Genomic DNA, 22,834 nt, shown 5'->3' with positions numbered 1-22,834 from the left:
GTGAGCTTCACAAACGTCGAAAAAGATAGCAAACCACCGGTGCCAGCCTATTCGACCACATCACCATTTTGGTCCTTCAAAGAAGGGCATATTTGCAAAATACATCGATATTGATTAACTTGGTAACTGATATAGTTAGAAAACCACAACAGGACCACATATGGCCATCGATCTGAAAACCCTTTCACCGAAAGAACTCCAGGTACTCATTGCAAACGCGGAAGCGCACATGCAGGAAGCGAAGACCAATCAGGTCCAGGAAATCAGGAAGAAGATCGATACGCTGCTCAATAACGCCGGTTTGAGCCTGTCCGACGTCTATCCGACGCGCGGCGGCAAAGTCGCAAAAACTGGCAAGCGCTCCGTGGTCGCCCCCAAGTACCGTAACCCGGAAGATCCGTCCCAGACCTGGAGCGGCCGCGGCAAGAAACCGCTGTGGTTCGCAGCGGCTATCAGGAAGCGCGGTGTCACCGCAGAAAGCCTGCTGATCGATGGCGCGCAGAAGGCCAAGGCTTCAACGAAGAAAACTGCCAAGAAGGCGACCCGCAGGAAAGTGAAGGGTCGCTAATTGACGGTTATCGCGTCAGCTTGTTTGCCGACGTCGCCGATCGACCATGAAATACCCCGGCCCATACGTGAGCCGGGGTATTTTTTTACATAGCCTTAAAGCGAGCGCTTTCTTTTCTTTCGACCTTGATTATGTGCCGCGGCGCCTATTCACTCCGTATGAGCCCTATCCTGATAACGGCATGTCGCAAATCGCCGACTATAAAAAAGTTCGTTGACGGAATCGATGCATCTCTAGCGTCGCCATCCTCCGCAGGCGATGGAAACGTCTCTATTGCTGACATCCCTCAACGCGCGGCTTTAACCAGCCATAACACCCTGCATAAAGAACGCATCGCCAACCACTGCTGGCTAAACCAGCCTGTGCCGTATTCGCGGTCTTTGCCTTCTGGATAAGGCAACTGATCCTGGATACCGGTCGGTTGCAGTTCCACGTTCCACGACGCCGTACGGAACACCATATCCCACCATGGAAACAGCACTCCGAAATTACAACCGTGATGATGGCCTTCGTGCCCGTAGTACATGGCATGGTGACGCCGATGGAAAGTGGGGCTGACGATCACATAGCGGATAACCCTATCGAATGGCAGACGCATATTGGCGTGCTGCACGCTTTGCAGGAAATTGCCAAATGCGACCAGCCAGACGTACTGCCCCGGCGCCACACCGATGAAAAGCGAGATGCCCGCAAAGAACATGGCCTGCAGAAAGACATCGACCACATGATTGCGGTCGTCCGTCCAGAGTGACATCTGACGCTGGCTATGATGCACAGCATGCAGCTCCCACCAAAGGCGCAAACCGTGTTGCCAGCGGTGATACCAGTAACCCGCAAAATCCAGCACTACCAGGTAAAGCAGGAACGAAACCAAGGGCTGATCCGTCACGCCCGGCCAGATGGCGTCCAGCTCCGGGCTGGGAAGACGGTGTATCACCATAAAGCTCTGCAGCTCATCAAATGCGGGCTGCAATAAAAAGAAGAACAGAAGGCTCAATATGCCGAGCTTGGTCATCCACGTATAAAACACATCGACTCGCGTTTCTTTGCGATGCACCCATTGCTCTGCCGGTCGCAAGGCTTCGAAGGGGCGCAGCAAGGCATAGCTGAGCAGAACCTGGATAATATTGACGATGACACCGTACGTCGCGTCGTAGGCATCATCGTCATACGTCATCCACCCGAATCGATACAAGATCGGCTCGATGATGTGCGTAAACGCCCAGGTCTGCAGTATCCCGATCAGGTTTTGCAGTGCATCGACGATATGGAGAATCACGGCAGCAGCCCTCTACCCTTCACAGTCAGTCCGGATTGGCGCCGATGGGCGGCGCATTATCGACAAAGTAGATGCCGTGCGGCGAGCGGCCCACTGCAATCACCGTCACCAGCCTGCGCGTAGTCATATCGATAACACCCACGTGCCGGGCAAATCGGAACGTCACCCATAGAAAACGGCGATCCTTGCTCAGCTCCATATCGTCCGGTCCCGGAAGCAGCCCGGTGATATTGCCGTCGTCCGTAAGCGTCCGATAATTCAGAATGCTGATGGTATTGGATACGCGATTGCTTACTGCCACGTGCTCGCCGTCATCCAGCGAACGGAAGTTGTGCGCGCCGCGCCCGGTCGGTATCCGCTTGATGACTCGCCGGTTGTGCCAATCGACCACGGCCACATCATCTTCGCCCGTCATGCCGACCAGCAGATAACGATCACCGGGCACCATCCACAACCCCGCCGGGGCGCTACCCACCGGCATGCGCCATAGCAAGGTCTGCGAAGCCACATCGATGGCCGCCAGCTCGCCCGTGCCTTGCAACGTCACGAATACGATCTTGCCGTCGGTCGAAAAATTCAGATGGCTGGGTGTTTCCGCCAGTTCGATGCGCTTGGCCACCGTGAAGTTTTTACCATCGTAGTGATAGATGTCGACACGGTTGAGCCGAAGCGCAGCGGTGACAAACCACTTTCCATTCGGCGAAAACGCTAGCTGGTAAGGATCGGGGATATCTTCCAGCGTGCGCTGCAGACGTCCCGTGCGCGGGTCGACGAACATCAGCGAATTGGAAACCGAATTGGCGATTATCAGCGATTTGTGATCGGGGGTGATCATCAAGTGATGCGGTTCCTTGCCGGTTGCCATCTTGCCGACGACCTGCCGGGTGACCGGATCGATCAGCGTCAATTGCGCGCCAGCAGAGTCGAGCACAATCACGCGTTCGCCGGCTTGTTGCGCATGTGCCGCTGATGGCAACAACACGCTGCTTGCAAGCACGAACAAGCAGGCGGTGATCAAAGTGCGAAGTTTACTCAGGTCGGTCATAGCCACTATCTCGGATATACGTTGCACGGCCTCAGAGGGTCCGCGCCGCTAATGCATTCATCGGCACGGCCTTAGCCATGGCGGCATAACCCGCATCGCTGGGGTGGATGTGGTCACCACTGTCGAAGGCACGCAACAGACGCCTGGGATCTTTCGGATCACGCAACGCAGCGTCGAAATCGACGACGCCATCCGCCGCATTGCTATTTCTTATCCAGTGGTTCACAGCCAGCCGAATTGCTTCACGATTAGCCGGCAAATCCGCGGGTGTCAGAGTACCCAACCACAAACGCACACCGCGCTTGTGGGCTTTTTCGATCAATTCGCGATAGCCGGCGACCAGGCTCGACGCACTAACCTGCGTGTGCGGCGTATCGCAGTCCAGGCCCGCGTGAGGAGGCATAGCAGCGAAATTGATATCGTTGATGCCCTCAAGCACGATGACCGTACGCACGCCAGGCGCCGCGTCAAGCTGCGCTTCAAAACGCTTCAGCAAACTGACGCCATAGCACGGCGAATCCGACAGCAACCGATTACCGCTGATGCCGGCATTCAACACGGCCGCACCGATACCCGTTTCGCTCACGCGACGCGCTAGGAAATCCGGCCAACGATGATTGCGACCAAAGCTGGAGGCCATGCCATCCGTAATGGAATCGCCAATCGCCATCACGGCCGGCGTAGCCGGCGTCAGCCATAGGCCGTCTACCCATGCAAACTGGGTCATGATTGTGCGAAAGGCCTTGGACGACACATCCGCCGCATGATCGCCCGGTGCGGAGACATACGACGCCTGACGCGCTACCCGGTGCCACCCCTCCAACCGCTGCCCTGCGCCGACGTAGATACTGATGGCATAAGGCGCACCGCGCTTGATCGATAAACGTACCGGATCGCTGATCACGGTTTGTCCGGGCGAAAGCACCACATGATCGCGCCCGCCGAACGTCGCTCGCACGCCCTTGTCGAGCAGGTTCGCGGATTGCCCGTTCGCCGGCGCAATACGCAGATCCAGCACCTCAAGTGGCGCATGACCCTCGCGATTGCTGATGTGCAACCGTACCTGATTGCCTTCCGCCGTCGGATGCACCACTTCTCGAAACGTACGGCCACCGAGCGGCGGGGGCCGATATCGTGAAGGCAAATCGGCTTGAGTTGGAATGGGCTGCAACGCGGTGATCCAGGCCGCGCTTTCGGTTGCTTGCCTTTCCGCAGAAGCAGCCTGGCTCACGCCCAGCACGATAAGACTGACAGCAAGCAAAACGGGTTTCACGTGCGCAAGCTGCGCAAAGCATGGGGGTATTCGAAACATGTCACGATCGATGCGAAATGGAGCAAGAAAACACGCGCACACGAAAAGCGTTGCGCGCAAACAGGGCGACTAAAAAATCAGTGGTCGGAAAACCTTGGCATCAAACCAGGAAGGGCGGTCCACGAGAACGGGCCGCTACCTGCCCCCCAAGCGGCTGGGTGGCAAGGGACAATGCCACGGCAAACGGCGGTGCCACCACTGGCGGCACGCTCAGCACCACCATGCCTGCCAACGCAGGGCTGTGATACAGCAAGGTGCAGTAACCACAGGGGTCGAGTCTTACCGGTGCGCCCGGATGGCCGTCATGGCCGGGAGCCATGCCGATCATAGGTTCGGGGCATCCGCTCCCAGCGACGCCCGGCGAAAAAGAGACCAGCAAGCGGTTGACCGGTGACGCAAAGACAATCAGGCCCAACGCAAAACACGCCAGCGACGTGGCAATCCGATATGTGGCGCGTTTGGGATACAAGGGCGGTTTTAGCCAAGAATAGGCAGTTAATTCAAATGGTAACAGAACCGCCCACGCAAAAATGGAGCGTTCACTGACCTCCGTCTAGCGCAGTTCACGAACCCCATGCGTCTTACCCCGCCCCTTCGCCTAGGGCCTGTTTACACTACTGACGTAGCTCGCGCTGAGAGCTGTTTGCGCGCCAGACAAGGAAGAGCGAAGGCGTGTACGCCGGTCCACGACTGAGCGATGACGCGGTATGGCGAGCAAACAGGCCCTAGTTACTCACGCATCGACGACAGACCGGCCACTCGGTCTCGCGACGTGTGCCACTACGTCGCGACACTGTGCCAAAACCGAACACTGGATCGCATCCGCCGCACGAGCTCTGGTCGGCGCATGACCTGCTGCAACGCGATAACACGGCAGAGGAATACCATTTCCTGCGCTGCATGCGATTTTTGCAGAGCAATAACGGCCATGCCCTGCCGATCGTCGGCATGGCATTTGCCATATGGTTATGCACGGGATCGACGCTGGGCGGTATCCATGACACGGAACAGGCGACAGTCACATGCAGCCCATCGCTTCGCACCATGTTGTGACGTTTCCAGAGAACGTGCGCAAAAAGCCGGTTGTGTGCCGCGAGCACGGCGTGCCGCGCGTATCACCGGGAGCACACCTAAGCGGATAGGGTGCGTGGCGCTGTCCTTGTTGCTGCCCTATACGGCAGCACATGCCGATCAACCCGTACATCAATTGGGTGAGGTGCTGGTAATTGGCATGACGCCCCTGCCCGGCCTGAACATACCGGCCTTGCAGGTGCCCTTGAACGTGCAGGTCGCGCAGGCCGACGACATCTTGCAGGTGCACGGCCAGGCCATGACCGATTTGCTGCAAACGGATTTTCAGGGCGTGAACCTGACCCAGTCGCAAGGTAATCCGTGGCAGGCGAATCTGTATTTTCATGGCTTCACGCTATCGCCGCTGCAAGGCTCGCCCTCCGGCTTGTCGCTTTACCTGGATGGCGTGCGACAGAACGAATCGTTTGCCGAAACGATGAACTGGGAGGCCATTCCCGATTTCGCGATACGCACTATCACGCTTATTCCCAGCTCCAATCCGCTGTACGGCTTGAACACGCTCGGCGGAGCGCTGGTGCTGGACAGCAAGAGCGGTTTTACCGATCCGGGCGGTGCCATCGACATTTCCGGCGGCTCGTGGGGGCGCATTCAGACCGATGCGGATTTTGGCACTCACACCCGCACATTCGGTTTCTATGCCGGCGTAGGCAACGATGACGAAAGCGGGTGGCGCGATCATTCATCCAGTCGTGTGCAACAGGGTTTCGTGCGCATGGATTGGCATCCCGACAATGCCACCACCCTCACGCTGAGTTACCTGGGTTCGCACAGCCAACTCCATGGCACCCAAACCATCCCAGTGGCATGGGCGAACACGCCAAAGATCGCGTTTACCTGGCCCGACTATTTCACCGACAACCTCAACCAGTTCACGCTGCGCGGCATCCGGCAACTCAGCACCAATTGGTCGCTGCAAGCAGTGGCGTATCTGCGCCTCTCGCAAAGCCGTAGCTTCAACAGCAATACCAACGATTACGACAGTTACGACCCTATCGATGATGGCCCCCTCGGCTACACCGCCAACGGCTCCTTTGACGCGAACTCCTTAGGCCAGTACTACTACGCCGGGCTCACGCCCGCCTATAACCCACACGCCCCCTCGGCCACTCTCAACAACGTGCCTGCTTCGAATGTGCTCGGCAATGTGCATACCCGCGGATACGGCGGGTCCTTGCAGGCCGTGAACGAAGGCGCGTTGGTCGGCCACGACAACCAGTTCACGATAGGCGTAAGCCTAGATGCCGGCGATACACGCTTCACCCAATACGGACAGCCTGCGTACTTTCCCTATAACGAGGCCGAACGCGGCGACACCATCGGCCTTTTGCCATTCGCGCTGGACCCGATGACCGCCGCGGCCACCAGCACGCGCAGCTACGGGCTATATTTTCTGGACATGCTGGCGCTCACTGATGCCATCCACCTCACCGGCGGCGTCCGCTACGACCACAACAGCATCAGCGTGAGCGATCTATCCGGCAGCGAACCGGCTATCGATGGCCGCAACACCTTTCATCGCTTCAACCCAAGCCTGGGGCTTACCTGGGCTATCACGCACGATGTCGGCGTCTATATCAACTACGACGAAGGCATGCGTACGCCGACGCCGATCGAGCTGGAATGCGCCAACCCCACCGCGCCTTGCTCGCTGCCGAACGATTTCGCCGGCGATCCACCATTGAAACCGGTGATTGCACGCACGCTGAGCGGTGGATTGCGCGGCACGCTGGATCGCGACCAACTGCACTGGAACGTATCGCCCTACTACAGCCGTGTCAGCAACGACATTCTCACCATTTACACCGGCGGCAGTTCGCAGGGTTATTTCGCCAACGTGCCCAAAACCGTGCGCAAGGGCGTGGACCTTGGCCTGGACGGACAAGTCGGCAAGTTTGAATGGCAAATCAACGACAGCCTGATCTATGCCACGTACGGCGCATCGTTCGAGGAACAGAGCGGAGACAACTCCAGTGCGAACGACAACGGCGTGATCGATGTACGCCGCGGCGACCGCCTGCCTGGCATACCACGCCAGACGTTTACGCTGGCCGGCGAATACCATTTCACCTCGCATTGGTCGATGGGCGGCAACTGGCGTGTGTATTCCAGCCAATATGCCGTGGGTGACGAAAACAATCAGGATTCGCACGGCCCGATTTCTGGCTACGGCCTGCTCGACCTGGACCTGCACTGGCACCCCATCCCGTCACTGACATTCTTTGCGCAAGCGCAAAATGTGTTGAACCGGCATTACTTCATCAGCGGGCAACTCAGCGACAACGTGTTCGATACGCCTGGACGATTGATTGATACCACCGGACCGGGAACATCGACGTTGTTCGTCGCACCCGGCGCACCTCGCGCCTGGTTCATAGGCTTGAGCTATGCCTTTGGTGGCGCGAAAACGGATGACTGAAACCGCAATTTCAACACCACGCCCCCCTCCCAAGCTGCGTGATCGCAGCGGCACCGGACTAGATCGGCCTGAGTTCCATCACGGCACAACAGTTCCGACACCTCTGTGCATCGCACATCCATTCATGGCCATTCATGACAGGGCGCCGGTAGAAGGCGCACATGACAAGATAACGATCCGTAGTTGTCGCAGGATTGGACCGTTCAAACTTTTGTAGATGTACAACGTGCGCTTCTAGCCGATGATTGCCCCCGCAGGATTCGGCGAATCTTTTACATCGGCGAGCCGAAATACAAACCATATGCAGCAGCGCCGACCAGACTGCAGGCACATGGCAACTCTTCGCCGTCCATAAGCTTTCGCAACATCAGGAGGTGGCTCCTGAACTTAGCAGTCAGGGGCGTCCCCATCGCGATGGGGCGTCGCCAAGATCGAACGTGAGCGCTCCGCCGTCCTTCACTTTGTCGAAATCCAACCATGTCGACGTCAATGCAGCACCATTGAGCGCGGCGTCCTGGACATAGGTCGAGCCTGCCTGTCTGGCATCGATCGTCAGCGTTTTACCGTTGCCCAGGCGAATCACCGCGTGGCTGAAGAGCGGACTCGACAGGGTGAAACCCGGGACGGCCGGCACTTCCGGATACAAGCCGAGCGACGCCCATACAAACCAACCGGAGATGGCGCCCTCGTCGTCGTTGCCGGGCAATCCCGATGCGGCCGTGGTGAACTGCTCATCGATGATCCGCCGCACGAGGGCCTGTGTTTTATCCGGACGACTGGTCCAGTTGTAAAGCCACGGTGTTGCGAGCGACGGTTCATTGCCAATCCACAGATGCGGGCTTTTCGCGCCGGCATTGAGGTATGCGTTGAACGTATCGAGTCGCGGCAACACGGCGGTATCGCCACCCAGCGTGTCGATCAAGCCAGGGATGTCGAACGGCACCATCCACGTGTATTGCTCGACGTTTCCCTCGACTTCACCAAAGGAGTTCGCCACCCAACTGCCGTTGCTGTTGCGGTCGGACAGCCGTGGCGGCGTCATGCTTCCGCCACTGGCAAAGGCCGGACGGATGACGTTTTTCCAGTTCTCCGAACGCTTCAACATGGCGGCCGCGTTGGTGGCATCACCAAGTGCTTGCGCGAAGCGTGAGATCGCGTAGTCGGTCGTCGCGTATTCAAGCGTCGTCGACGCGGTGCCTCCGTTGTGGCTGCTGTCGATGCGAATGTTCGCATCGGCAGGCAGATAACCAAGCTGCTTGTAGAAGGCGAGTCCTGGCAACGCGATGACATGGCGGCATGCGGTGACGGCCCCCGATGCGGTATCGAGCATGATCGACAATGCCTTTTTCGTGTCGAAGCCGGTGGCGCCGTACGCATAACTCTGCGCGACAATAATCGGCACGTTGTCGCCCGGCATCACATCGCTGTTCGTGTTGCCTTCCACCCATTTCGGAAAAGCACCGCCACAGCTGCTGGCATCGTCGACCAGCGATTGCATCATGTCGCTCGCGGCAGCCGGCTTGATCCATGCAATGAGGGGCATCAACGAACGGTAGGTGTCCCAGCTCGAGAACGTGGTGTAGTGAACGTGGCCGGCTCCCACGTTGACAACCTTGCCGCTCATGTCCGGGTAGTCGCCGTTTGCATCGCTGAACACACTTGGCGCAAGCAGTGCGTGATACAGCGCCGTATAGAACTTCCTGAGGTTGCCCGCGCTGCCGCCTGTCACCTCGATTATATGGAGGTCATGCTCCCAAATGGCGTTGGCCTGTTCCGCAATCTGGTCGAAAGTGCGAGTACCGCTTTCCCGTTGCAGGTTGTTCTTCGCATTCTCGATGCTGACGTACGAGATGCCCACCTTCATGTTTACCGTCAGGGGTACGCCGGGCGTCGACGCAAACGTGAGCAGGGCATGGTCATGGGAAAATGTTGGAGTGAACGGCTGATCGAGTTGCGCGTAGAAGTAAATCGTGTACGGCTGCTCGTTATTGCAGAAGTTACCGCCAACCACCGATCCGGAGAGTGTTTTGGGGTCATGCGGGTCCTGGGTAATCGTGCCTCCTTGCGACGATGCATTGCTCTTGGCTTCGATGCTGAGCTGGGCAGCGTGACCTGCGGGCCAAGTGAAGCGCCCTGCTCCGCTGCGAAGCGTGGCAGTCAGTTCTGCATGGATGCCGTTGTCGAGTGTTACGCCGTAGTAGCCTGGCTTCGCCGTTTCGTTCGCATGCTTGAACGAAGCAGCGCCGGCTTGCCCCGCGAACATGGGAAATACGGGCAATGCACCACCGCCGCTGCAGCCCACTCCGCTCAAATGAGTCAGACTGAAGCCGGTGATGCGCGTCTCGCTGTAGTGATATCCGGGCGGACTCCAGCCATGGGGTACGGAGGGTGTATCGGGGCCCCATTGCACCATACCGGCAGGCAGTGTCGCGGCAGGCGTTGTAAAGCCACCGCCCAGGTCTTCCGGCTGCGATTCAGTCCGCGCGATGTCCGCAACCAGCGGCGGAGACTGGTCCGTGCCGATCATCGGGTCGACGTACTGCGTCAGCGCAAGCTCCTGCGCCGAGGTGGCGGATGTGACACTTGCAGTGCCGGGATGCGCGGCATTGCCGCATCCGGCAGTCAATAACGCAAGCAATGCAGTAACCATCACTCCGCATGATCTTTTCGCCACGTGGCGTCTCCTCCCGTTCGTGGCGTCATTGTATTCGGAGCCTGCAGCCGATCCAGCACATCCAAGTTCATGTCGCGTGCGCGACGGTTCATGCCGGCCGCTAAACGACTACTGCAACGCCAGCAACGCCGCCATGTCGAACAGGTACGGCTGCCTAGCATGTGTGTGCCAGCTTCGCGAAGCGTAAGGGCAACCTACTCTCTGCCATCGGCGCTCGACGTCCGAAATACCCCGTCTACCTCGCCGTTCGGTTCTGCGACAAAACCATCCAGGGAAACGGCCATCTTCAACACGCATTTCTTTTTGTTGCCGTTGCGGCAGCCATGGCTTTTCCTGGGGCTCGGAATGATTTGTAGAGCCGGCATGCCAATGTCGATCCTTGACCTCTATAAAACGACGACCAACGACGGGAGCCCACGTCGGCACGGCCCGCGGCAAGGCACCAGGGGAACTGGCCAACATCAGTCGTACCGCCACAGCCATCTCGGCGATATCAGTCCCGAGGCATTTGAGGAAACTTCCTTGCGGGGCGGGTCAGTGCCGTTATTTCCATGGCGGTCCTCCCTCGATAACGCTCCCCCATCACCAACCAGCGCCCTATGGCGCTCGGCTCGAATGTGCTGTGGCTGGCATTGGCCGCCGCGAAATCCTATCGGGCGAGCACCGCGTTTTTGCGCCGCAGCGTGACATCTTGCGCCTCCCTGGTATTAATTCGTCCGACAATTTGGATCGATCCAAAGAATGAATCGGATCATCTCGCCACGGCGAAAGATCTGAATGGGTAGGACTGGGGAAGGGCTATGGGCACGCGCATGACGCGTCGCCAGGGGTGTCGCCGTTTCCCGCCGAACAGGTTGAGGGGAGCTGGGAATCGACGCATGAAGCCAGAAACCGTCCGCATTTCCGTGATGTCAGGCCCACGCACTGCATGCATGTCCGCGTTCGCGGAGACCGTTGCTGGCCGCCGAGAAAGCCACCGCCGTGTTCCCCATTCCGGTATTGCAGCGCCGGAGCATGCTACCGCCGCCTTGCCGGACAGCCGTCCCAGCCACAGTACGCGCGTTCGCGGTTTCGCCCTCCTCGGCTTACCCAGCTCCAGCCACGCGTGGACGAACGACATGCCGCTTTGGCGACGCCAGAACCTGGTGTCCGCAGCAGCGCTTCCAGAGACGTAAAGCATCCACCACCGACGAGTCGGGCACTCGTTGGCGAATCGAATTTTAGATCGATCCAGTTTCAGCAGGGAGGAGAACGCCAAAAGCATAAATCGCGCATCCGAAGCATGTGATCAAACAGGGGGATCACCGCGCCAACTCAAACGGGCGCACACCACGTAAGGGAATCAAGAAAAATGACTTACCTGCCACCCGTGTCTACACGCAAACCGTTGTACGCCGCGCTCGCCTTGGCAACCTTGTCATTTGGCGGCTGCTTAGGAATACCCGCGTTTGCTTTTGCCGCGCAGACCCCTGCACCTGCCGCAACCTCAGCGACAACGCCGCCTTCGGCACAGGAGTCCGATAGTACAAAGGCAAAAAAGGCCGCTAGTGCCAAGGAGAAAAAAGCCACCACTGGCGAAGCAACCAATCCCAAGACGCTTCAAGCCATCGTCGTCACGAGTTTTCGCCAGTCGATTGACGAGAACATGGATGAGAAGCGCGATGCCAATTCCATTGTCGAGGTCATCAACGCGCAGAACATCTCGCAATTTCCCGCCAAGAACATCGCTGATGCCCTTGCGCATGTTCCCGGCGTGGTGATCAGTCGCGACGCCGGCGAGGGGAAAACCGTCAGCATTCGCGGCCTCGCACCCGAACTTACACTGACCGAATTGAATGGCAATTACGTAGCTTCAGCCGATACCTCGGACTCGCTGTCGCGTTCATTCAACTACACACTGATGCCGGCCAATATGTTTTCCGACATCAAGCTCTACAAAAGTCTGGAAGCCCGGTTGGATGAAGGCGGCATCGGCGGCGTTGTCGATCTGCACACACGCCGCCCGCTGGAAATGCCCCCCAATGACGGTTTCATCTCCGTCAATGGCGCAGGCGCCGATACCAACAGCAAAGTCACCCCGCAGGTTTCAGCGTTATGGTCCTGGCGCAACAAAGCCGAAACCTTCGGTGTACTGGTCGCGGGCTCGTATCAGGATCGCCGGGATATCGATTACACCGCTAATGCTTCGAACTGGCACTGGTGGTCCAACAACTGCACCAGCTTTACCACTTGTACGCAGCCGCCGGTAAACGTCCAGGGCCAGCAGTTCGGCAGCTCCGTAGAACCCAACATCAATCTGTGGCCCGGCGGCGGCGTGACCGATCAGGCCAACAACAGCTATTCCGGCTATTGGATGCCGCAACAGTTCAGTACCAGCAGGAACCAACTTGATCTGAAGACCAAGGGCTATCAGGTCACCATGCAGTTCAAGCCCACCAAAGATTTCTTGCTGACGGGCAACTACTTCCGCTTCCAGCGACAGCAGGACCAGATCACCAACACCGTGGAAATTCCCGAGTGGGGCCTTCCCACTGGCAGCTACGCGGACCAGCAAGGCAATTTGCTCGCGCCCAACGGCCTGACGTTCGATCCATCGCATACGATCGTCACCGGCGCCAAATATGTCCTTCCGAGCGCGGGCCAGGGATGCAACGCGTTGACGAATCCTGTCACCGGTGCGCAACGGCAAGCGGTGGACGTGTGCTCGTCGCAAACGCCCTGGATCACGGGCAACTACTCCATCGAGCAGGCGCTCTCGCAGACCATCAACCTCGAAGGCGAGTGGGATGGCGAGGGCAATCTCAGCGCAACCGTCAACGTCGGTCGCACCTGGGCGACGGGCGGCCCGTCGGTCGAATTTGGCATGGCCGCCAAGCCGCGCAACTTCGTCAATGGTCAATGGGTAGACGGCAGCACGCTGAGCGAGTGGACATTGAACGGCAAGCCGACTCTCATCGCCTCGCCGAACACCTTGCAGAACATGTTGGCCGGCGAGGGTCAGGTGGACCTCGGTTCCACCGGTTCCAACTACATCGATACCGCCACCTCGCAGAACTTTGCCCAGATCGACTTCACCTATGCCTTCGATTCCAGTTGGGTGCAATCGCTGCAGTTCGGCCTGAAATACCGCGACAACCACGCCCAACAGGAAAACTACGAGATTCGCTGGTACTGCCCCGGCACGACGGAACAGTTCCAAACCTGCGATCCGTACGCGGGCAATCTGCCTGCAAATTTCCTGGAGCCCACCATGCTTGGCGGGAACACCGGGGCGTACAACGACAACATCTTTCCGGCAATCAATTTTCCGGCCTACTACAACTACCTCAACCAAACCTACGACAGGACGGTCTACCCTCACCCTGAAGATCGATCGGTCATTGGCGAGCAGATCTCGGCCGCCTACGTTCAGGCGAACATCGACGCAGGTCCGGTACGCGGCAACGTCGGCGTGCGCTTTGTCAGCACGCTGCAAAACATCAACGTTGCCGACATGATCACCACTAACAATGCGGTGTATTACCACTCGCCGCAAGGCGCCATCCTGATCTGCCCGACTACTGGCGTGAACATCGTGGGCGGCCCGTGCGCGCCGGGGGATTTCGAGTATCTACCGCAAGAGCAAGCCGTGGTGGAGTCATTTACCAACAGCTCCATGAGCAAGCGGTACAACAAGCTGCTCCCCAGCTTCAACTTTGCTTGGACCCTGCCGGACAACATCGTGCTGCGCGCCGCCGGCTCGCAGGCGCTGGCCCGCGCCAATTACACCGATCTGGCGGAATTGGGCAGCCTTACCAATGACACGCAGGCTTACTACAACGACCGCAAGCAGTTCGGCGCACCGCTCCCGGGTTGGTACGGCAGCGGTGCCAATATCAATCTCAAGCCGTTCACGGCCACCCAGTTCGATGTGGCCGGCGAATGGTATTACGCGCCCGAATCGGTGGTCGGCGTGGACGTGTTCCAAAAGACCGTGAAGAACTTCGTGGTGCCGGTCACCGTCAACAACACGACCGTCGACGTCAATGGCACGCCGACGCCGTTCATGTCGTACAGCACCAATGCCAACGGCCGTTCGGGTACTTCTCGCGGCGTGGAGCTCTACACGCAGCACACATTCCCAATGGGCTTTGGCTACATCGCCAACTACACGCTCAACAAGACCAACGAAACATCTGTCTCGCTGGATAACACGCAAGTCGGAAAATCGGAGCTGATCGGCAGCGCCAAGTACGCGGCGAACATTTCGTTGTTCTACGAGAAAAACGGACTGCTGCTGCGTGCCACCAGCAATTGGACAGGCCGCACCATGGAAGGACTCTCGTCTGGCCTTCCCCTGTATATGCAGCCCTACAATCAGATCGATCTGAACGGTGACTACGAGTTCACCAAGCACTTCATGGTGACCGCCTCGATCATCAATCTGACGCGCTCCACGTCTCGCGAGTATCTGGGCAGCGATACCTCGGACCGGCTATATCAGCTCGAATATGCCGGACGCCAGTACTACCTGGGTTTCACATACAAGTTTGGAGATGGCGGTTGAAAAAGAACGAGCGGGGTCGGGTCGCTTGCCGACCCCGCTGGCAGCGCAATGCTTCGAACTCGGGACTTAGCGATCACGCACTGTCCTGGTTGAGTTCATTCCGGCGAGGGCCAGATGAAGACTCACTCAGCACAGCAGCAAACACACCTCATCTCCGTACCGGAGGAAACCATGCATTCATCTCGCGCGCGTCTTCACCATCGTGCTTCATCGATCCCCAATCGAAACACTGTTCTCACTATGGCGGTCACCGTCTTCTTGCTCGGCAGCATCGGTCCGAGCCATGCCCAGAACGGCAACATGCCGCCATCCGCAGCGTCGCCCGTCGATGAAGCCAATCCGCTGGTCGGCACCGCACCACTCGATAAACAAGCGTTGATCGGCAACGCCCCACCGCCAGGTGAGGCGCTGTATCCGGGCATGACCTCGCCAGGTGCGAGCCTGCCGCAAAGTTCGACCGAGGCGGCACCGGTCAACGTCAACATCGATCTCAGCTATCCCACCGGCGTTGCCACACCCTACTACTACGGCCGCCCGACGATGATCGGTTTCACCGGAGGCGGTCCCACCTACGGCGGACGCGGCACGCCGATGATCATGCCAGTGGTAGGTGACTGGACCGTGCCCCCGGATTACTCGCAGTCCTATTACGACAAGGCGAGCGAGAAGGCGTCGCCCGGTTATTACGCGGTCGATCTCGACACGTTCCACACTCGCGTCGAACTGACGGCAACACAGCGCACCAGCCTGATGCGTTTCACCTTCCCGGCGAGCCACCGTTCCAACGTCGTTATCAACCTGCGCCGCCTCGGTGGCGACGTGGAAGTAATCGGTGACGACACTATTCGCGGCGTCATCGCAGACAAGCAATCGAAAAACGACGCGGACGACGCTTGGTTCGTGGCCGAATTCTCGCGGCCGTTCGCCAGCTTCGGCACGTTTCGCGCCATTCACGACCATCCAGGCTGGGGGCTCGGCGACGAGGATGTGCAGGCTGGTCGACGCAATGTGTCCGGTAGCTATGCGGGCGCCTACGTCACGTTCGACACCCAGGCTGGCGAACAGGTGCTGGTGAGGATCGCCCACGGCCACAGTGCAGAGGAAGCCGAACAACGGCTGCGCGCCGAAGATCCGGATGGCAATTTCGCGCGCGTGCATGCTCAGGCGCGCGCGGCGTGGGCGCAACTGCTCGACCGCGTCGAGGTGAGCGGTGGCACGCCGAAGCAGCGCATGCTGTTCTACTCGACGCTGTACCACTCCTTCGCCAGCCCACGGCTGATCGCGCGCAAGGGCGAGCACTTCACCGATGCAGATGGCCACGTGCAAGTCGCCCGCTACGACCGTTACGGACCGGTGCCCTTCTGGGATACCGGCCGCAACCAGATCGTGCTGCTGATGCTGCTCGAGCCTGACGTTGTGCAAAACATCATGCGTTCGGAGCTGGACCGCGCACGCGAACGCGGTTACATGGATACCTCGTTCCACGGCGACCATGCCGTGTTCCTCTACGACGGCGCATGGCAGCGCGGCATCCCGTTCGACTATGCGGACGTCTACCCGTATTTGCGCAAAAATGCGACCGACCCCAACGGTCCACGTGGTTATCTTGCCGAATACATGAAGAACGGCTGGATCTCCGACGTCATTCCTCCGGGAAATCCAAGCCCACCCTACGCGGGTGGCAAGGCGGGCGTCGCCACCACGCTCGAATACGCCTGGGATGATCACGCATTGGCGGACGTCGCACGCCGGCTCGGCAAAACGCAAGACGCCCAGATATTCCTGCATCGCGCGACGAACTATCGCAACGTATTCGATCCATCGGTGGGTTTCTTCCGTGGCCGCACCGCTGACGGCAAATGGATTTCGCCGTTCGATCCGGGCGAGCCGTACTACAACTTCATGATGAAGGAAGCCTCGGGCTGGTCCACGCTGTGGCTGGTACCGCACGACGTGCAAGGCTTGATCGATCTGCTTGGTGGGCGCGCCGCATTCAATACCAAGCTCGATGCCTTCTTCTCCACGCCTTACCACGCGAAAGGCATCTGCCGCGACTGCACCGGCATGATCGGTGAGTACGTGCAGGGCAACCAGCCCGATCAGCAAGCCGCCTACCTTTATGCATGGAGCGGCCAGCCTTGGAAAACGCAGGCGCTGATCCGCCGCATTCTCGCCGAGTTGTACGGCAGCGACCGCAGCGGCTACGGCTTCCCCGGCATGGACGACCAAGGCTCGACCTCGTCCTGGTACGTGCTCAGCGCGATGGGCTTCTATCCCGTCGATCCCTCCAGCCCTGACTACATTCTTGGCAGCCCGATCTTCGATCGCGTTCGTTTGCACATGGGTGACGGCAAAATCTTCGACATTATCGCGCGCAACAATTCAGCCCAAAATAAGTACATCCAATCCGCAACGCTCAACGGCAAGCCATGGACCAAACCCTGGTTCAGCCATGCCGACATCGCGAACGGCGCCACTCTGGTGCTGACGATGGGGCCGCAGCCAAACAAAGCGTGGGGCGCCAACCCGCACGATGCGCCGCCATCCATGTCGATGGCTCAGTAGCGACCCATGCTTATGGGGTTTCAAGCGAACGATCCATCCGCGGATGGGAATGCCAATGAGGACAGAACACCTATCCAGTTGACGATCCGTTCTTCCAGCTACGAAAACGATGAAGGGCTGCGTTGCCCTTCCAAGCGCCCTGCCGTCGCCGGCACAGGAACATTCGTGCCGGCGATGCGATGACTTAGCAACCACAACTGCGCCAACGCGCCATGTGCATCCTTGCGCGCGATCAGCGCAACGCCTCCTTCGTGCGCCTCGGCAATCTGCCGCGCCAAAGCGAGGCCGATGCCGGAGCCGCCAGGTTTGGTGGTGAAAAATGGCACGAACAAGTTGTCGGTAGGCGGTGGGCCAGGGCCGTCGTCTTCTATCTCAATGACAGTGCGGTCGCCATCGCGGCGCCAACGCAAGCGCACGCCACCATCCGGCAACGAGGCTTCCACGGCATTACGCAGCAAGTTGATCAAGGCCTGTTCCAGCTGGTCGGGATCGGCTTCGACTGTCAGCGGTTCACCCGCCTCCAAGACGATCGGCAGACGATGCTCCAACTTCGCCAGTTTGCCGAGCAGCGCGGACAACTCCACCACGCGCGGCTGGGGCGGCGGCAACCGAGCAAGCTTGGTGTAACTGGCAAGAAAGCGGGTCAGCGCTGCGGCGCGATGGCCGATCAATTCCAGGCCGCCACGAAAGTCCTCACTCCAATCGTCGGGCAACGGGTCGCGCGATGCGAGCATGGCCAAGGTGCCAGCCATCGATTGGATCGGCGCCAGTGAGTTGTTTACTTCGTGGCCTAGCACGCGCAGCAGGCGTTGCCATGCCACGCGTTCTTCCTCGCGCAGTACGCGGCCCACGTCATTCACCACCAGCAATTGGCCACCACGGCCGCCGCTGCGCAGCGCTGCATGGCGTACGTCAAAGCGACCGTTGCGTCCGGGGAACACATGCGTAAGCAGGCACGCAGCGGGTCCTTCCAGCAAGGATGCAAGACCGAGTTCCGCCGCGCTGCGACCAAACAGGCGGTGGCGCTCCGCATCCAGCAAACGTTGTGCAGCGGGATTGAGCAAACGCAGCTTATGCTGTTCGTCGAATACGAACACGGCGCTGTCCAGTGCCGCCAGGGTCTTGCTGAGGAGATAAGAGGATTCCTCGAACTCCAACCGTTCGCGCTGCAAGCGTTCGGCCAAGGCATTGATGTCGTAAATCGCATCGCCCAGCACACCGCCCTGCACACCGCGCAAGCTGTAGTCGCCTTGCCGCAAAGCCTCCAACAAACCGGACAAGGTGTACAGCGGAAATACCACACGGCGATATTGCCAGCGCGCCAGCAGTAAAGTGACAACCACCGCGACGGCAACGCAGGCCCAGCGCAAGGATGCTTCCCGCGGCATGCATGCCAGCACGCAGGCGGCCAGCAACGCCGGTGTCGCCACCACGAGGTTGCCTAACAGCACACGCCGTTCGAAGCGCGGCATGCGGCCTGCGCGCTTCCCGGCAGATTCAATCGGCATCGCTGCTCACGTCGCGCAAATCATGTTTTTCCAAGCGCCGGTATAGCGACTGGCGCGTGATGCCCAATGCATCGGCAGCACGTTGCAGGTTGCCGTCGAAGCGCTCCAGCGCACGTTGCACCAGATGCGCCTCGGCCTGTTCCAGCGTCATGCTGTCGAGATCGGCAGCCGGCTGCGCGGCGGATTCGCCGAAAGCCAATGCTGCCGCACTTACCTCATCGTGCTCGGCGAGCAGCGCGGCACGCTCCATCAGGTGTTGCAACTCACGCACGTTGCCAGGCCAACACCAGCCGGTGAGCGCGCGTTCGGCAGATGGCGTCAATCGCAAGCCGTCGCGTCCATAGCGCGCTGCGTTGCGTGCAAGGAAACTGCGCGCCAGCGGCAGGATGTCTTCAGTACGTTCGCGCAACGGCGGCAAACGCACTTCCAGCGTATTGAGCCGGTACAGCAGATCGCGACGGAAACGGCCTTCGGCCACCGCAAGCGCAAGATCGGCATTGGTGGCCGAAACCAACCGCACATCGACCTTTTGCGTGCGGGAAGAACCAAGGCGCTCGAACTCACCGTCTTCCAGTACACGCAACAGTTTTGGTTGTTGCGCAGCGGGCACGTTGCCCACCTCGTCAAGGAACAACGTGCCGCCATCGGCCAACTCAAAGCGGCCGATGCGTTCATTCTTAGCGTCGGTATAGGCGCCACGCACGTGGCCGAACATCTCCGATTCGAACACGCTTTCGGCAATGCCCCCCATGTTCACCTTGACCAGCGAATGTGCCGCACGCGGCGAACGCCGGTGCAGCAGTTGCGCGATCACGCCCTTGCCGGTGCCGTTCTCGCCCAGCACCAGCACATTGGCGTCGCTGGCCGCTACGCGTTCCACCAAGGCCAGCACACGGCGCATCGCTGATGATTCGGCGACGAAATCCTCGCCAGCGTCACCTCGCAGCAAGGCATTCTCGGCTTCCAACCGGCGCTGTTTGCGCGCGCCTTCGGCCAGCGCGATCTGCGCACGGAGCACGCTGACAAGACGTGTGTTGTCCCACGGCTTCTCGACGAAATCCGCCGCACCGCGGCGCATCGCCTCCACCGTGAGCGGCACGTTGCCCCATGCTGTCATTGCCACCACAGGCAGTTCGGGTGCGAGCTGACGCAGCTTTTCGAGGAGGGCCAGTCCCTCCTCGCCCGAGGTGGTGTCGCGCGAGTAGTTGCAGTCGATCAACGCGCAAGCGAACTCACGCTTGCGCACGGCGTCCACTGCTGCCGCCGGATCGGCCACGCCCACGCTGGCAACGCCTTCGGCCTTCAGCAGCAGGCGCAACGCCTCACGCACGTCGGCCTGGTCGTCGGCGATCAGGATGATGGGGTTCGATTCACGTGCCACGCGGTCACTCATCCATGCAGTGTAAAGGTCACTCGTAGCGCAACGCGACCGCCGGATCGACGCGCAACGCGCGCAGCAGCGGCACCAGCGCGGCGAATGCGGAAACGCTGATCACCAGCAACAGCACCATCGCGAATACCGCCGGGTCGCGCGCACGCGTGTGCAGTCCAGGGTCGGCCAGCACGTTCGAGCCCGGCACCGCCAGTAGGAAGCCGACACCCAGCCCAAGCCCGAGCTGCCACGCAAGCTGCCGCGCCACCGTGCGCACGATGGCGCCATGCCCGGCACCGATCGCGCGGCGGATGCCGATCTCGCGCGTGCGCTGCGCCACCGAGAACGCCAGCACACCGTACAGACCTGCGCCGGCCAGCAGCAGCGCGACCACCCCCAGCGCCGCGAACACTTCGGTCAGCACCAGCAGCTTGACGCGCGATATCGCCATTGCCCTTGCCTGGCTATACATCGCATGGACGGCCACTTGCGGGTCCACCTCGCGCACTACGGCGGTCAGTTGCCGCACATAGGTTTCCGCATCGGCATGCGTGCGTACCGCCAGCCCCATGCCACGGCGCAACGGTCCCTGGTTCGCCGACTGCTCCAGCGGCAGTAGCAGGCCGGGCAGTGGCCTTTCCAGCACACTGTCCAGCTGCAACGGCTCGATCACGCCGACGACAGTCAGCGTGAGGGCCTGCATGCGGCCCGGCCACAACACCAGCTTGCGGCCCAGCGCATCGCCGTGCGGCCACATCGCCTCGGCCAGCTTGGCATCGACTACGGCCACCGGCGTGCTGTCCGCGCGGTCACGCGCATCGAAGAAGCGCCCCGCGCGCAGGTGCACGCCATAGGTGACGAGGAAATGTGGATCGACGATGCCCATCTGCACCCGCGGCCAGCCGTCGGACGGTTGCGGCTGGCCCGGCAGGGACACGTCTTCGTGGCTGCCCAATGCAGCGCTTGGAATGGTGTCCGAAGCGGAGGCATCGATCACCGCGGGATCGCTGCGCAGACGCTCGACCACGGTATCCAGGAAACGGATGCGCTGCGCATCGTCTACATAACGTGCCAACGGCAAGGCCACATCCGCGGTGAGCACGTGTGCAGCGTGTGTCGCGCCAACCGAACGCTCCGCCAGCAGGCTGCCCAATGCCCGCACGAACGTGCCCGCGCCCACCAGCAACACTACGGTCAACACCACTTCTGCTACCACCAGTACCTTCGCCACCTGCGCAAAACCGCTGCCGGAACCTTTGCTGCCATCGCGGAGCGCATCCTGCAAGTCGGCGCGGGCAGCGCGCCAGGCGGGAACCAGCCCGGCCAGCGCGGTACACAGCACGGCCACGCCAAAACCAAACAGCAGCACCCGACCATCAATGCCGAAACGCAGGAACATGTCCGGCGGATCGTCGCGGGCTACGAACACGCCAATCAGCCAGCGATTGCCGAACTGCATGATCGGCACGGCCACCACCAACGCCGCCACGCTGAGCAGCAGGCTTTCCATCAACACAGCCGCCATCAGGCGCGCACGGCCACCCCCCAGCGCGCTGCGCAGGGCCAGTTCGCGACGCCGGTTCAGGGTCTGCACCAATTGCAGGTTTGCCACGTTGACGCAGGCCAGCAGCAACACCAGTGCGGTGGCGCCGAACATCATCCACACCCAGCCACGGATGTTCTCGGGAATGAAGCTCAGGGCCAGCGGCTTGATCGTCAGCGGCCGCCCGCGTTGCGCCTGCGGCATCACGAGCTGCATCGCATCCGCCCGTGCGGCGAGTTCCGCGCGTGCCTCCGGCAGGCCGATGGACGGCAACAATCGGGCCACGCCGTGGATGTCGAGATACTGCCGCTGCTTCAACCGCAGCGGCATCCACAACTGGCTGGCCTGCGGAAAACCGAAGTCCATAGGTAGCACGCCGATCACCGTGGCCGGTTCGCCGTCCACCTGCACCGCGCGCCCCACGATATGCGGATCGGCATGGAAATCGTGCCGCCACAGCGTTTCCCCCAGCAGCACCACGGGTGCCCCGCCCGGCACCTCATCGGCAGCAATGAAGCCGCGGCCGAGGATCGGCTTCACGCCCAGCAATTCCATCATCGAGGCGGTGAGCAGGGCGCCACGCGAAAAATTCGCGCCGCCGCCACCGTCCAAGTTGAAACCGGTGGTGGCATAGGCGCCCAGCACATCCACGCTGCGCAGATGTCCCTGCAACTGCAGGTACTGGTCGCTGTCAATGTCGCCGATGCCGTTGCCGTCGAACGATTGTTCGCCAATTGCCACCAACCGATCCGCATGCGGAAACGGCAGCGGCCGCAGGATCATCGTGTTGACCAGGCTGAACAGGAACAACACCACGCCCAGTCCCACACCCAGCATGCCCACCGACAACAACGCGTAACCCGGCCGCCGCATTAGCCGCCGCCATGCTTCGCGGAATTCGCGCACGATCATCG

The 22,834-nt window shown here is 60.2% G+C and carries 14 protein-coding genes; 6 read left to right on the top strand and 8 right to left on the bottom strand.

Features of this window, described 5'->3' with window-relative positions:
* The first annotated feature begins 160 nt into the window (after window positions 1–160).
* Window positions 161–568 (top strand): H-NS histone family protein, encoded by a 408-nt coding sequence (locus tag AC4HNJ_RS03195; RefSeq protein ID WP_490478057.1) that lies wholly within the window; start codon window positions 161–163, stop codon window positions 566–568.
* 286 nt (window positions 569–854) lie between these two features.
* Here AC4HNJ_RS03195 and AC4HNJ_RS03190 read toward each other — a convergent pair whose 3' ends face one another.
* The 4 genes from AC4HNJ_RS03190 to AC4HNJ_RS03175 all read right to left on the bottom strand — a co-directional run bounded on the left by AC4HNJ_RS03190 (window position 855) and on the right by AC4HNJ_RS03175 (window position 4,673).
* Complete coding sequence (locus AC4HNJ_RS03190) at window positions 855–1,847, bottom strand: sterol desaturase family protein (RefSeq protein WP_490478056.1); 993 nt, start codon at window positions 1,845–1,847, stop codon at window positions 855–857.
* Window positions 1,848–1,872: 25 nt separating this feature from the next.
* Window positions 1,873–2,892 carry a YncE family protein gene (locus tag AC4HNJ_RS03185; protein ID WP_490478055.1) on the bottom strand — a complete coding sequence of 340 codons (1,020 nt, stop codon included), beginning with the start codon at window positions 2,890–2,892 and terminating at the stop codon, window positions 1,873–1,875.
* A 31-nt stretch (window positions 2,893–2,923) separates the two neighbouring features.
* Entirely contained in the window at window positions 2,924–4,165 is a 1,242-nt protein-coding gene (locus AC4HNJ_RS03180) for an SGNH/GDSL hydrolase family protein (RefSeq protein ID WP_490478054.1), read from the bottom strand.
* 139 nt (window positions 4,166–4,304) lie between these two features.
* Window positions 4,305–4,673 (bottom strand): DUF2946 family protein, encoded by a 369-nt coding sequence (locus tag AC4HNJ_RS03175; protein ID WP_490478053.1) that lies wholly within the window; start codon window positions 4,671–4,673, stop codon window positions 4,305–4,307.
* Between the two features lie 678 nt (window positions 4,674–5,351).
* On the opposite strand from AC4HNJ_RS03175, the gene AC4HNJ_RS03170 reads away from it, so the two are divergent.
* Window positions 5,352–7,712, top strand: coding sequence for a TonB-dependent receptor (locus tag AC4HNJ_RS03170; RefSeq protein WP_490478052.1), 2,361 nt, complete (start codon window positions 5,352–5,354; stop codon window positions 7,710–7,712).
* Window positions 7,713–8,106: 394 nt separating this feature from the next.
* On the opposite strand, the gene AC4HNJ_RS03165 is transcribed toward AC4HNJ_RS03170, so the two are convergent.
* Window positions 8,107–10,386: a GH92 family glycosyl hydrolase gene (locus AC4HNJ_RS03165; RefSeq protein ID WP_490478051.1), complete on the bottom strand. Its 2,280-nt coding sequence runs from the start codon at window positions 10,384–10,386 to the stop codon at window positions 8,107–8,109.
* 599 nt (window positions 10,387–10,985) lie between these two features.
* Here AC4HNJ_RS03165 and AC4HNJ_RS03160 point away from each other — a divergent pair.
* The 4 genes from AC4HNJ_RS03160 (at window position 10,986) to AC4HNJ_RS03145 (ending at window position 17,497) form a co-directional block, all read left to right on the top strand.
* Window positions 10,986–11,171, top strand: coding sequence for a hypothetical protein (locus tag AC4HNJ_RS03160; RefSeq protein ID WP_490478050.1), 186 nt, complete (start codon window positions 10,986–10,988; stop codon window positions 11,169–11,171).
* 93 nt (window positions 11,172–11,264) lie between these two features.
* The gene (locus tag AC4HNJ_RS03155; protein ID WP_490478049.1) at window positions 11,265–11,561 is read left to right on the top strand and encodes a hypothetical protein; all 297 of its coding nucleotides are present in this window, start codon (window positions 11,265–11,267) and stop codon (window positions 11,559–11,561) included.
* Between the two features lie 176 nt (window positions 11,562–11,737).
* Entirely contained in the window at window positions 11,738–14,932 is a 3,195-nt protein-coding gene (locus tag AC4HNJ_RS03150; protein WP_490478048.1) for a TonB-dependent receptor, read from the top strand.
* A gap of 171 nt (window positions 14,933–15,103) precedes the next feature.
* Window positions 15,104–17,497: a GH92 family glycosyl hydrolase gene (locus AC4HNJ_RS03145; protein WP_490478047.1), complete on the top strand. Its 2,394-nt coding sequence runs from the start codon at window positions 15,104–15,106 to the stop codon at window positions 17,495–17,497.
* Window positions 17,498–17,595: 98 nt separating this feature from the next.
* On the opposite strand, the gene AC4HNJ_RS03140 is transcribed toward AC4HNJ_RS03145, so the two are convergent.
* From AC4HNJ_RS03140 to AC4HNJ_RS03130, 3 genes are read right to left on the bottom strand one after another with little or no spacing between them, the layout of a single operon-like run.
* Window positions 17,596–19,005 carry a sensor histidine kinase gene (locus AC4HNJ_RS03140; protein WP_490478046.1) on the bottom strand — a complete coding sequence of 470 codons (1,410 nt, stop codon included), beginning with the start codon at window positions 19,003–19,005 and terminating at the stop codon, window positions 17,596–17,598.
* The gene (locus AC4HNJ_RS03135) at window positions 18,995–20,386 is read right to left on the bottom strand and encodes a sigma-54-dependent transcriptional regulator (protein WP_490478045.1); all 1,392 of its coding nucleotides are present in this window, start codon (window positions 20,384–20,386) and stop codon (window positions 18,995–18,997) included. The genes AC4HNJ_RS03140 and AC4HNJ_RS03135 overlap by 11 nt, the downstream gene beginning before the upstream one ends.
* A 28-nt stretch (window positions 20,387–20,414) precedes the next feature.
* The gene (locus AC4HNJ_RS03130) at window positions 20,415–22,832 is read right to left on the bottom strand and encodes an ADOP family duplicated permease (protein WP_490478044.1); all 2,418 of its coding nucleotides are present in this window, start codon (window positions 22,830–22,832) and stop codon (window positions 20,415–20,417) included.
* Window positions 22,833–22,834: the final 2 nt, after the last annotated feature.

It is taken from the genome of Dyella sp. SYSU CM1112 (assembly GCF_058216415.1).
The sequence above is the reverse complement of the archived record's forward strand: the minus strand, read 5'-3'. Positions and strand labels throughout refer to the sequence as shown.